This is a genomic window from Streptomyces sp. NPDC054796 (genome assembly GCF_053611545.1).
Genome location: NZ_JBSHAO010000001.1, coordinates 388,114 through 400,250 on the forward strand (window position 1 = coordinate 388,114; position 12,137 = coordinate 400,250).

Consider the following 12,137-nt stretch of genomic DNA (forward strand, 5'->3'; position numbering starts at 1 on the left):
CGGCCGGACCGTTTCGCGAGCCTGAGTGCCCCAGCGCCCCAGCACCCGTGGGCCTGAGGGTCTGAGCAGAAAGGAAAGCCGCCCATGGTGGACTTCTCCCTCAGTACCGAGGAAAGGCAGATCCGCGACACCGTCCGCGCGTTCATCACCAAAGAGGTGATGCCGCTGGAGGCGGAGGTCCTGCGCAACGAGCGGGCCGGGGCGCCCGCCATCGACCGGAGTGTGCTCGCCGAACTGCGCGCCAAAGCACGCAAGTCGGGCTTCTGGGGGGTCAGCACCCCCGAGGAGTACGGCGGGATGAACCTCGGCGCCGTGATGACCGCGATCCTGACGATGGAGACCGGCCGCACCTTCGTACCCTTCACCTTCGGCGGCGCGGCGGACAACATCCTCTACAACTGCGACGAGGAGCAGAAGCAGCAGTACCTCCTCCCCACCATCGAGGGCCGCCGCCGCTCCTGCTTCGCCATCACCGAGCCGGGTGCCGGATCCGACGCGCGCAACATCCGCACCCGCGCCGTACGGGACGGCGACGACTGGGTCATCAACGGCGAGAAGACCTTCATCACCGGCGGCAACGAGGCCGACTTCGTCATGGTCTTCGCCGTCACCGACCCGGAGAAGGGCGCCGACGGCGGGGTCACCTGCTTCCTCGCCGACCGCGACATGGGCTGGAAGTCCGAACCCATCCCGACGATGGGCCAGTGGGGACCCGCCTCGCTGGTCTTCGACGACGTACGGGTGCCCGCGCGTAACGTACTGGGCGAGGTGGGGCAGGGCTATCCGCTCGCGATGCGCTGGATCGGCCGGGGCCGCTATCTGATCCCGGCCGGTGCGCTGGGGGCCGCCGAGCGGATGCTCCAGATGGCGGTGGACTACGCGGGGATCCGCCGGTCCATGGGCCACCTGATCGGCGAGTACCAGGCGATCCAGTGGCAGATCGCCGACTCCCAGATGGAGATCGAGGCCAGCAAGTGGCTGACACTGTACGCCGCGTGGCGCGTCCAGCAGGGAATGGACGCGCGGCACGCCTCCTCCATCGCCAAGCTGAACGGCGCCCTGATGGCCAATCAGGTCGTGGACCGCGTGCTCCAGATACACGGCGGCATGGGCTACACCAAGGAGCTGCCCATCGAGCGCTGGTACCGCGAGCTGCGGTTGCTGCGCATCTTCGAGGGTACGGACGAGATCCAGCGCCGCACCATCGCGCGCAACCTCCTCAAGGGGCACGTGCGGCTCGGTGGTATCGGCGAGTGAGCGGCATCCCGGGCAGCGACCCCCACGCCCACCACGACCACCACGCTCCCCGAGACCCCCACGACCCCGACCCCAGCGCCTCCGACCCCAGCGCCTCCGCCCGCGCCGAGGCCATGCGCGCGCTGTTCGCGCCCCGGTCCGTCGCGCTGGTCGGCGCCACCGACAAGTCCGGCTGGTCCCGTGCCACCTACGAGAACCTGCGCGACAACGGCTTCCCGGGCCCCGTCCACCTCGTCAACCCGCACACCGACGTGGTGCACGGCCGGCGCGCACACCGCAGCCTCGCCGACATCGGCGAGCCGGTGGACATGGCCTACGTCATGGTGCCGACCAACGCCGTCGCTTCGGTCCTGCGCGAGGGCGCCGCGCAGGGCATCCGCAGCTATGTGGTGCTCAGCTCCGGCTTCGGCGAGACGGGGCCCGAGGGGCGGCGCAGGGAGGAGGAACTGCTCGCCCTCGCCCGCGAGGAAGGCCTGACCGTCCTCGGCCCCAACGGCAACGGCTACATCAACGCCGCCGCCTCCACCACCCCGTACGGCCTGCCGATCCCGGGACCGCCGCGCGGCGGCCCCGTCGGCGTCGTCCTCCAGAGCGGCGCGCTGGCCAGCTCGGTGCTCGCCTTCGCGCAGTCGCGCGACGTGGGCCTGAGCCTGCTCACCGCGATGGGCAACGAGATGATGGTGTCGGTCACCGATGTCATCGAGTACCTGGTGGACGACCCGGACACCAAGGTGATCGCGCTGTTCCTGGAGTCGGTGCGGCGCCCGGACGAGTTCGCGCGCGTCGCGCGCCGCGCCGCCGTGGCGGGCAAGCCCGTCGTCGCGCTGAAGATCGGCTCCAGTGATCTGGCCTCGCACACCGCGCGGGCCCACACGGGTGCGCTGGTGGGCGACGACGACGTCGTGGACGCGGCGTTCCGGCAGCTCGGGGTGGTCCGGGCGCGCTCGCTGGAGGACCTGATCATCACGGCCGGGCTGCTGGCGCGCACCGGAGGCATCGGCGGACCGCGCGTCGGCGTCGTCACACCCTCGGGCGGCGCCTGCGAACTCATCGCCGACCGCGCCGAGCACGAAGGGGTCCAACTGCCCCAGTTCGCACCGGAGACGGTGGCCAGGCTGAAGAAGGACCTGCCCGAGTTCGCCACGGTGAGCAACCCGCTGGACGTCACCGGGTACGTCGTAGTGGACCGCACCCTGCTCGGACGTGCACTGGAGGCCGTGGCCGCCGACCCCGGCATCGACGCGGTCCTGCTGCTGTGCGACCTTCCCCAACGGTACGTTGCCGAGCCGGAGTTGGTGCACATGCACTTCGCCTCCCTCGCGCGGCGCATCGACGAGGCACCCGTCCCCGTGGTGGTCTCGGGGAACGTGCTCACCGATGTCACCGAGGTCGGCCGCGAGGTGCGCGAGAGCACCGGCTTCCCCTGCCCCTCGGGCGGCATCGACCACGCGATGTCGGCGCTGGGTGCGGCCGTACGGTGGTCGAGCGGCCGGGCCGCCGCTGCCGCACGCCCCGAGCGACGCGTACGCCGCGCACCCGCCATGTCCCCGGCGGACGAACCGGTACCGGGGGAGCAGCGGGCGGGGGTGTGGACCGAACACCGGGCTGCGCGGCTGCTCGACGGCCACGGCATACCCGTCGTGCCCTCGGCTCGCGCCCTGACGGAGGACGAGGCGGTGGCCGCCGCGGAGCGGTTCGGGTACCCCGTCGTGCTCAAGGCGACGGCCGACGGGCTCGGGCACAAGAGCGACATCGGCGGGGTGCGCCTCGGGCTGTACGCGGCGGACGCGGTGCGCCGCGCGCACCGCGAGGTCGCCGCCGAACTGCGCTCCCGTGCGCTGCCCGGCGCGGGCACGCTCGTGCAGCCGCAGCGCGAGGGCGGTGTGGAACTGCTCGTCGGCGTCCTGCGCGACCCGTCGTGGGGGCCGGTGCTGGACATCGGCCTCGGCGGTGTGTGGGTGGAGGTGCTGGGGGACTCGGTGCTGCGGCTGCTGCCCGCCGACGCCGCCGAGGTCCGCGACGCGCTGGGCGAACTGCGCGGCGCCGGGCTGCTCGCGGGGGCACGCGGTACGGAGCCCGCCGACCTCGACAGGCTCAGCGAGGTGATCGCGCGCATCGGGGACATGGCGGTATCGCTGGGCCCGGGGCTCGCGGAGCTGGAGGTGAATCCGCTGCTGGTGCGGGGGTCGCGCGTCGAGGCGCTCGACGCGCTCGTCGTCTGGCACTGACGGCCGCGCGGCCGAGGGGCTACTGGCGCTTCGCCGGGCGCGCCAGGCCGTCAGCCGTCGCCCCCGCTTTCGCCGTGCAGCAGGGCGAGCTGGTACTCGACGGCTTCCGTGAGCCGCTTCTCGTCGTCGGTGGCGAGGAGGTCGAGCAGGGCGCCCCGCAGCACGGCCAGGGCCAGGGTGCGGCGGACGGCGCCGTCCTCGCTGTCGCGTTCGGACGGCGGCTGGCAGCCGGCCAGCACGCCGAGCCAGTCCTCCACCGTCGCACGGGCGAACCCGGCCCAGGCCCCGTCGGGCTGGACGAGGGAGCGCGCGTACGCCTCGGCCCACAGCCGCAGCAGCGGCCGGTGCTCCTTCGCGGCGAGCCACGTCCAGACCCGTTCGGCGGCCGGGACCAGCCCGGCGGGGCGGCCGGACAGCCTGGCCCGGTCCAGGAGCGCCAACTCGTCGGCGCGGGCGCGCGCCAGCAGCGCCCGCAGCAGGCCGTCCTTGCTGCCGAAGAGGAAGAGCAGGACGCGCGGGCTGGACCCGATGGCCTCGGCCAACGGGCGCAGCGACAGGTCGGTGAGGCCGTGGGCGAGCGCGTACTGGTAGGCCGCCTCCAGCAGTTCGTGCTGCCGGGCGGAGGGGGATGGCGCCTCCTGGGACATGCCGCTAGCCTAACTGAAACGACTGTTTCAGTGGTGTGGACGGAACGGCCATGGGACCAGGAGAGCGGCTCATGTCGCAGCAGGAGCAGGAGCAGGAGCAGGAGCGCGTCGTCGTACGCCGCGCCGACCGTCCCGGTGACCTGGGATGGGTGGTGATGGCCCACGGCGAGGCGTACGAGCGGGAGTTCGGCTGGAACACGGACTTCGAGGTCCTGGTCGCCAAGATCGTCGCCGACTACGGCGGCAAGCACGATCCGGCCCGTGAGGCGGGCTGGATCGCCGAGGCCGACGGGCGGCGCGTGGGCTGCGTCTTCCTCGTCGCGGGTGACCAGCCGCAGCTGGCCAAGCTGCGCATCCTGCTCGTCACCCCGGAGGGCAGGGGCCTTCGTCTCGGGACACGCCTGGTCCGGGAGTGCCTCGCCTTCGCCCGCGAGGCGGGCTACGAGCGGGTGACGCTGTGGACCAACGACGTGCTGGCGGCGGCGCGCAAGATCTACCAGAGCTTCGGCTTCACCCTCGCCGACGAGGAGCGCCATCACAGCTACGGCCATGATCTCGTCGGCCAGAACTGGACCCTCGACCTGCACGCGGGCGCGGCGGACGGCGGCGGCCGAGCGACGCGGTCGCCGGTCCGGTGACCGCGAACAGCCGGACCGGCGAGTGGTTGACGGTACGTCAGCCGCGCTTGAAGAACTCGACCTCCCCCAGGGCGAGATGGCGCCCCGCGCCCTCCCCGGCGGCGGTGCGCGGCACGAGCCGGACCTTGACCACGTCGCTGAGCCTCGTGGTGACGGTCTGCGGCCCCGGCTTGTCGTTGAGGGTCACCTTCTGCCGGTGCGTCTTTCCGTCCGCGTCGGTGGCCAGGAGGTCCAGCTCCGTGGGCCGCGCCTGCTTCCTGAAGTCCTGCGCCGACTTCGAGGCGCCGGTGTGCACGACGAGGTTCACGAGCCGGAACGGGGCACGGAAGGTGAACGTCACCGACTCACCGGTGCGGGGCGCGCCCCAGTACCTGTTGGTGAGGCCGTCCGTGGCGGCGGACGCGGGGTGGCCCTTCACCGCCGCGCTCGCCGAGACGTCCGTCGGGCTGATCGCGGACGCGCCGCTGAGCTTGTCCCGTACGTCCTCGACGGCGGTACGGCCGAACGGCAGCAGATAGAAACCGGCGACCAGCAGTGCCACCACCAGGAGCAGCAGGAGGGTGCGGCGCAGCGCGTCGCCCGACCCGGCCCGCACCCGGCGCCGGAACGGCCACCTCTTGCGCCACCACGGCAGCTCCTCCACCGTCGCGGCCGGGTCCAGCGGTGCGGCGCAGCGGCGGCAGAAGCGCCTGCCGGGCGGGTTCGGCGTGCCGCACACGGGGCACGGCGGCCCGTCCAGCGCCTCCTCGTCGGCCGAACGCCGCACGACGGGCCGCGCGGTGACGGGCTTCGCGGGCCGTACGGGGGCGATGGGCGCCGGGTCCGGCCGGGCCGGTGTGCTCGCGGGCTGCACCGGTGCGGGGCGGCGCGGGCCCGTGGCCGAGACCGGGGGGCCGCCAGGCGCCGGTGCGGTGGTGTGCGGCGTGCCGGTGTCCCGCGTGGCCGCGCCGGGGTCCGTTTGCGTGGCCGCGTCCGCGTCCTGGGCCGAGTCCGGTGCGGTGCCGTTCAGGTCCGTCCCGTCCGCGCCGTGCGTGCGGCCCGTACCGCTCGTCTCCGGCGCCGCCTCGGACGGTGCCGTGGCGGGGGAGGGTGCGCGCCCCTCCGTACCGGCCGTGTCCACCGCACCGTGCGCCGTGGACGCGCCGGGCGCACCGGAACCGTCAGCCATCCCGGACGGGCCGGACGCACCGGCCCCAGGAACGGGACCCGAACCTGAGCCAGGACCCGCCCCCGCCCCCGGCGCGGGCGCCGTTGGCCTTGGCTCCCGCGACCAGCCCAGATACGTACCGCAGTTCCCGCAGAAGTCGTCCGCGTCGCCGTTGGCCGTTCCGCACTCGGGACATGCGCGCATGGCGTTCAGCTCCCCTCTCCGCCGGACGAGCCGGACGGGCCTGACAGGATCTCCACCCGGCAGGTGAGATGTACCGGGCACACCGCCTCGACGAGCGCCCGCACCCGGGCCTCGTCCACGCCTCCGCCGCCGGGCGCCCGAACGCGCACCAGCACGTCCGTCGCGGGCGCGGGCGGCAGCTCCGAGCGGGTCTCCGACGACCAGGACACCCCGCCGCTGTCTTCGATCTCCGTTTCCACGCCCAGACTCAGCCGCAGCAGCTCCACCAGCCCCCTGCGCGTGCCGCGCCAGCGGTGCAGTTCCACGGCGTGCGCGACCGCCTCGCGGCTCAGCCCACCGGCCCGCCCGGACACGCCCGAGGGGCCCGAGTGGTCAGCGCCTCCGGCCGACGTGGAGCCGTCGGGGCGCTCCGGACCCTCGGCCCGGATACCCACCCAACTCGCCACCCACGTCAGGAAGTCCTCGGGCGCGAGCCGCGGGTCGAAGTAGGCGGGCAGGTTGTCCAGCGTCGAGAACACGGGCGCGAGGAGCGTGTCGAGGCCCCCGGTGAAGCGCTGCGCGAAGTCGTCGTCGGCGTAGAGCGCGGGCAGTAGCGCCCCGATCGGGTGCCGCGACGGCAGCCCAGGCACCGCGCCCCGGCTCACGTCGACTCCCCGGAGGGCGCCGGGCTGACGACGACCTGGTGCTGGTACGAGAAGACCAGCGCGTCGGGCGCGACGTCGATGCGGTCGGCCGGTGCGCCCCTGCGCCCCGTGATGGGGTCGGCGGGGAACAGCCGTACCTCCTCCACCAGCGTGGCCCCTGAGATGCGCTGGAGCACGGCGAAGACCTCCCCGTACTGCACCGGTCTGCCGAACCCCCAGCCCGTGCCGTCGGCGCCGCCCCGCAGGGGGTTGAGGTGCCGGAACAGCGCGGCGAGCGCGTCCTCCCGCACCCGGTCGGCGTCGGCGGCAGGTGCCTGGAGCCTGGCGACGACCGTCACACCCTGGTAGGCCGGTGGTTCCACGACGAGCCGGGTGCCGATCAGCCGCCGTTCGTCGAGGCGCCCCGCGATGGCGGCCAGCATCGTGTCCGGCGGGATGAGCTGCTCGAACCGCAGCCTGTCGCCCTCGTCGGCCACCGCGTCCGGCACCACCAGCACCCGCACGGCGCCCGGTTCACCGGCCACCGCGGGCAGGCACTTCACCCGCGCCGCCGACGGCGCCGCCTGCCGGGCCACGACCTCGTGGTCCCCGGCCGTGACCGCGCGCTCCTGGAGGCGCAGCAGATGCGGCGCGCGCACCTTCGCGTTCTCGACGGTCTCGCCGTCCACCCCGCCCCGCGCCGCCTCCCTGTTGTGCACGGCGGCGATGTACGGCACCGAGCTCTGGAGCACCGACACCGCGCCGCGCGCGACGTTGCCCGCCGTGCCGCCCCCTGTGCGGTAGCGCGGCACCCGCAGCTGGGCGCCCTTGGGCGGTACGCCGCCGTAGACACGTAGCGTCCCGTCGGGCTCGCGCACGGCGGGCGGGAACGTGAACTCCCCGGCCGTCGCGTCGATGAGGACGTGCCGGTCGCCGGGCGACGAGTCGCCGAAGTGCTCGACCGCAGTCCATGTCTCCCAGCCCTCGCCGGAGGACACCTCGACGACCGGGGGTTCCCCGTCGAGCAGGATCGGCGCCCTGCCCACCGTGAACCGCTGGCCCGCCACACCCTCGGACACACCCAGCGGCACATCGAGCACCGCCTCAGCGTGCTCGGCCACGGCGGTGCCGCCGATGGTGAACACCTCGGCCTCGCGGACGGTCGGCGACTCGGAGTAGAAGGGCTGCCCCGGCTCCGCCTCGGTGACGCGGCAGCGCAGCCACCCCGCGCGGGTGCCCGCGACCACGGAGGCGGTGTGTCCCGGCGGCACGTACACGACGATCTCGCCGGGCCGGTTGAGGCCGCCCGTGGTGTCGGAAGCGGTCTCGCACGTCACCCACCGCGAGCCGTCCCACGCCTCCCACACGAGCGGCGGCTGACGCGGGTCCACGCCGACACCCTCCACGCGGCTGTCCAGCCGTACGGCGACGATGCAGCGCGGCACGGCCACCGGCAGCCCGAACAGCAGCGCGTCGCCGGGGGCCGGTCTGGTCTGGAAGCACGGCACGTCGGCGCCGTCGGCGAGCCGCCCCGTCACATCGGTCTGGGTGCCGCCGACCGGTGCCGTCACCAGTTTCTCCAGCGAACTGGGCACGATGGGCAGGTCCTCGGTGGTGGCGAACACCACCGCCTCCTCGGTGTCGCTGCGCGGCGTGGCCACCTGGGTGCCCGCGCGCAGCAGAGCCGTCTCCGGCTGCGGCGCCGAGAGCCGGAAGTCGACCTCGGTGGTGGCGGCGGCGGGCGGGAAGAGTCGGATGCCCAGCAGGTCGAGGAAGGCCGCGTAGTTCTTGTCGGGCACGCGGTTCAGCCGGTACAGCAACTGGTCGACCATGTAGGCGAACGTCTCGATGAGCGTGACCCCGGGGTCGGACACGTTGTGGTCCGTCCACTCGGGGGCACGCTGCTGCACATACCGCTTGGCCTCGTCCACCAGTTGCTGGAAGCGCCGGTCGTCGAGATGCGGTGAGGGAAGCGCCATCAGCTCACTCCTTCTTCGGCGGCACCCTCGGCCGACGGGATCGTGTAGAAGGGGAAGACCAGGTTGCGACGGTCGTTGGTGGACCTGACGGTGTAGTGCACGTCGATGTAGAGGACGCCCTCGTCCACCGTGTCGAAGGCGATCACCACGTCGTCCACCTCGATGCGCGGCTCCCAGCGCTCCAGTGAGCCGCGGACCTCGTGCGCGATGCGTCCGGCCGTGGCACCGTCGCCCGGCGCGAACACGTAGTCGTGGATGCCGCAGCCGAACTCGGGGCGCATCGGGCGCTCGCCCGGAGCCGTGCCGAGCACCAGCCGGATGGCCTCCTCGATCTCCCGGTCTCGCTCGACCATGCCGATGCCGCCCGTGGCGTTCACCCGCAGCGGGAAGGCCCAGCCGCGGCCGATGAACTGCTCGGTCACAGCGGGCCCCCGATCAGCACGTTCGGCGCACCCGTGAGGATCACGGCACCGCAGGCCGTCTTGTCGCCCACCCGCGCCGCGGGCAGTCCGCCGATGAGGACCTGCCCCGAGACGGCGCCCGCGGGGTTGGGCAGCACGACGTTCGCCGGGCCGAGCAGCGCGTGCGGGGGTATGACGCACACGTGCAGGCTCCCGACGACGGCCGCGGGCTTGCCGCCGATCAGCACGGTGGCCACCTTGGCGGCGGCAGCGGGCGGCGGGGTGGTGAGGGCGCCGCCGTGGACGGTGCTGTCGCCCGTACGGGCTGCGGGGGGCATCGCGTTCTCTCCTCGTTCTGGAATCCGGAAATCCTTGGTGGTGCCGTCGGACGGCGCCGTCAGTTGATGCGCACGAACCTGCCCTTCAGTACCGCGAGCAGGCCGCCGTCGATGCTGACGTCAGCGGTGCCGTTGACACTCACCGAGCGTCCGCGCAGGTCGATCTTCCCGTTGCCCGCGTCGAGCGTGATGCCGGTGCGGGAGAGGGACACGGTGCTGAGCGCCCGCCGTCCGCCGGGTGCGAACACGGTCAGCTCGATCAGCCCGGCGCGCTCGTCCAGCTTCACCTCCAGTTGCTTGTCGCCGCTGGCCAGCCGCACGCCGGAGGGGCCCCTGGGTGCGTCGAGCAGCTCGACGCGGTTGCCCGAACGGGACACCAGGGAACGGCGGTTGACCTTGCCGCTGGTCGGGTCGACGAGGGGCACGTCGTGCGGTGAGGGCTTGTCCACGCCGTTGTAGAGGCCGCCCAGCACGTACGGGCTGTCCAGTGAGCCCTGCTCGAAGCCGACGAGCACCTCGTCGTTGACCTCCGGGCTGAACACCCCGCCGCCGCCCTGGCCGCCCCATTGGACGGTGCGGACCCAGTCGGACACGTAGGTGTCGTCCAGCCACGGGAACTTCAGCCGCACCCAGCCGCGCTGCGCGCCGCCCTGCTCGCGGATGTCGGTCACCACGCCGATGGCCAGGCCCGGCATGCGCGGGCCGCGCGGCGGCGCGTTGCCGCCGGTGACGAGCCCGGCCAGCGAGCGGTCCGGGACCGCGCTCACCGACACATGTGTCCGGTAGCCGCCCTGCGGTTCCAGCACATGCCGCACCGAGGTGGTGGTGTAGCGGCCCGAGAAAGCGGCGCCCACGTTGCCCAGCGCCACGGGCACACCCGCGCGCAGCTTCGGGCTCCCCTCGGCGACGGCCTCCAGCTCCCCGAACCCCGAACTCACCGAGCCGGCGACGGAGTCGGCGACGGCCTTCGTCGCCGCCTGGGTGCGGTACGGGGTGTCCGCGACGGTCATCCGCGCCGACGCGCCGAACTTGGCGGCCACCGAGGGGCTGAGACCCGGCAGCACGGTGGTGCTGCGCACCGACGGCTTCCGTGCGATCAGTGGCTTCTTGGTGGTGACGTTCCAGCCCCGCACCTCCACCGTCCCCGCCCCGTCCGCGCCCGTCAGCACGGCGCGCAGCGCCAGCAGGTTGCGGCCGTACTCCAGGACCAGCGGGTTGCGGGTGGCGGGGGTGCTGGGAGGGGGTGCCGAGGACGCCGGCTTGGGGCGTACGAACTGGAGCATTCCGTTGTCGTCGACGCTGAGCTGGGCACCGCTCTCCTGGGCCAGGTACTGGAGGAACTCCCAGTCGGAGACGTTGGCCTGCGACAGGTGCTGGTGGGTGACGGGCACGGGGTCGATACGTCCGCAGGTCAGGCCCGCGCCCCTGGCCACCTTGCGGACGATGTCGGCCGTCGTCATGTTGCGGAAGGCGGCCACCTTGCGCCCGCGCATCAGCCGGTGCGTCTTCGCGGCGGCACGCACCACCGTGAAGGCGCCGGTGGTGTCCGTGTCCAGCTCCAGCGCCGTCACCTCGCCGGTGAACAGCCGCTGCTTCGCGCGGCCCCGCACGGTGACCACCGAGATCTTCAGCGGGGTGCCGATGGTGATGCCGGTCTTGGCGAGGAACTCGTGGTGCGGGTCGCGGTAGCTCAGCACGGCGGAGTCGGGCAGGCCGACGCTCTCGTCCACCTCGCAGCCCACGAGCTGTGTCGCCCAGGCGGGGGCCAGCTCGCCCGGCGCCTCCACGATGGGGTCGGCGGCGAACGAGCGTCCGCCCTGCGGTTCCGATGTGCTCATGTGTCCTCACCGCTACCGTTCCGCGCCGGCCCGTCCGGTCGCGGGCCGCCCTGTACCAGGCCGTTCAGTGATGCGCCGTTCAGTGGTGCGCCGTCCTCCCGCGCTCCGCTGTCCGCCGTCGCGTCGGCGCCCGGCAGCACCAGTTCCGTGCCGGGTGCGAGGACCATGGGGTCGTCGATGCCGTTGGCCTCCGCGATGGTGCGCCACACCGTGGGGTCCCCGTACTCCCGCCAGGCCAGCAGGGGCAGGCTGTCGCCCGCGACGACCCGGTGCGTGCTGTGGGCCTCCCGCGCGCCCGACGTGGGGTTCTGGCCCGGCGGATCGACGCTCGCCTCCTCGATGGAGAGCGAACAGGTGGCACGCAGCGGCTTCCCGTCGACGTCGAAGAGGGTGTACGACACCGAGAGGCTGGAGAGCACCCCGTCGAACGACGTCGTGCGCGAGGTGCCCCAGTCGAAGCGCACCCAGGGGCTGGCCGGGGTCTTCTTGGCGATGCTCTTCGGGGTGGGGACGCACGCCTGCATCAGCTTCTCCACCGCCTTCTCGACGGAGTTGTCGTGGGTGGCCGTCGCGTCGAGGAACACGTCCAGGGAGAGCGAGCGCGGTCCGCTGCCCACGAACTCGGGCAGCGCGGACTGCCCCGCCATACGGGACGGGGTGCGGCGCCACTCGGTGGTCTTGCTCAGCGACAGTTGCGCCGGGTTGAACTGGAGCGGAAGGCGGGCGAGGGTGCCGCCGGGCTTGGCGCCGACGGACGAGGGCGGCTCCATGATGGTCAACTGTGCGCGGGCACGGCTCGTGCGGGACGCGGATGACACCCTGTTCCTCCTCTCCGGG

10 protein-coding genes and 1 pseudogene are annotated in these 12,137 nt (G+C 73.2%); 3 read left to right on the top strand and 8 right to left on the bottom strand.

All coding sequences use genetic code 11. The features are described 5' to 3' along the window. Positions 1-84: 84 nt before the first annotated feature. Positions 85-1,257, top strand: a complete 1,173-nt coding sequence (locus tag ACWGJ2_RS01705) for an acyl-CoA dehydrogenase family protein (protein WP_453343901.1) — start codon at positions 85-87, stop codon at positions 1,255-1,257. Next, positions 1,254-3,485: an acetate--CoA ligase family protein gene (locus tag ACWGJ2_RS01710; protein ID WP_453343902.1), complete on the top strand. Its 2,232-nt coding sequence runs from the start codon at positions 1,254-1,256 to the stop codon at positions 3,483-3,485. The genes ACWGJ2_RS01705 and ACWGJ2_RS01710 overlap by 4 nt, the downstream gene beginning before the upstream one ends. A 50-nt stretch (positions 3,486-3,535) precedes the next feature. On the opposite strand, the gene ACWGJ2_RS01715 is transcribed toward ACWGJ2_RS01710, so the two are convergent. Continuing rightward, positions 3,536-4,132, bottom strand: a complete 597-nt coding sequence (locus ACWGJ2_RS01715; RefSeq protein WP_453343903.1) for a TetR family transcriptional regulator — start codon at positions 4,130-4,132, stop codon at positions 3,536-3,538. A gap of 71 nt (positions 4,133-4,203) precedes the next feature. Between ACWGJ2_RS01715 and ACWGJ2_RS01720 the strand changes: the two genes are divergently transcribed. Continuing rightward, positions 4,204-4,770, top strand: coding sequence for a GNAT family N-acetyltransferase (locus ACWGJ2_RS01720; RefSeq protein WP_453343904.1), 567 nt, complete (start codon positions 4,204-4,206; stop codon positions 4,768-4,770). 37 nt (positions 4,771-4,807) lie between these two features. Here ACWGJ2_RS01720 and ACWGJ2_RS01725 read toward each other — a convergent pair whose 3' ends face one another. From ACWGJ2_RS01725 to ACWGJ2_RS01755, 7 genes and pseudogenes are all read right to left on the bottom strand, one after another. Then, positions 4,808-5,938: an NADase-type glycan-binding domain-containing protein gene (locus tag ACWGJ2_RS01725; RefSeq protein WP_453343905.1), complete on the bottom strand. Its 1,131-nt coding sequence runs from the start codon at positions 5,936-5,938 to the stop codon at positions 4,808-4,810. Between the two features lie 188 nt (positions 5,939-6,126). Continuing rightward, a complete protein-coding gene (locus tag ACWGJ2_RS01730) occupies positions 6,127-6,765 on the bottom strand; it encodes a phage tail protein (protein WP_453343906.1) in 639 nt (212 codons plus the stop codon). After that, positions 6,762-8,723 (bottom strand): putative baseplate assembly protein, encoded by a 1,962-nt coding sequence (locus tag ACWGJ2_RS01735; protein WP_453343907.1) that lies wholly within the window; start codon positions 8,721-8,723, stop codon positions 6,762-6,764. Before ACWGJ2_RS01735 ends, ACWGJ2_RS01730 begins: the two co-directional genes overlap by 4 nt. Next, positions 8,723-9,145 (bottom strand): GPW/gp25 family protein, encoded by a 423-nt coding sequence (locus ACWGJ2_RS01740; protein WP_453343908.1) that lies wholly within the window; start codon positions 9,143-9,145, stop codon positions 8,723-8,725. The genes ACWGJ2_RS01735 and ACWGJ2_RS01740 overlap by 1 nt, the downstream gene beginning before the upstream one ends. Next, a complete protein-coding gene (locus ACWGJ2_RS01745; protein WP_453343909.1) occupies positions 9,142-9,462 on the bottom strand; it encodes a PAAR domain-containing protein in 321 nt (106 codons plus the stop codon). Before ACWGJ2_RS01745 ends, ACWGJ2_RS01740 begins: the two co-directional genes overlap by 4 nt. A 59-nt stretch (positions 9,463-9,521) precedes the next feature. Beyond that, positions 9,522-11,300: a VgrG-related protein gene (locus tag ACWGJ2_RS01750; RefSeq protein ID WP_453343910.1), complete on the bottom strand. Its 1,779-nt coding sequence runs from the start codon at positions 11,298-11,300 to the stop codon at positions 9,522-9,524. A 98-nt stretch (positions 11,301-11,398) separates the two neighbouring features. Continuing rightward, a pseudogene (locus ACWGJ2_RS01755) lies at positions 11,399-12,118 on the bottom strand (CIS tube protein); the annotation flags it as partial. Positions 12,119-12,137: the final 19 nt, after the last annotated feature.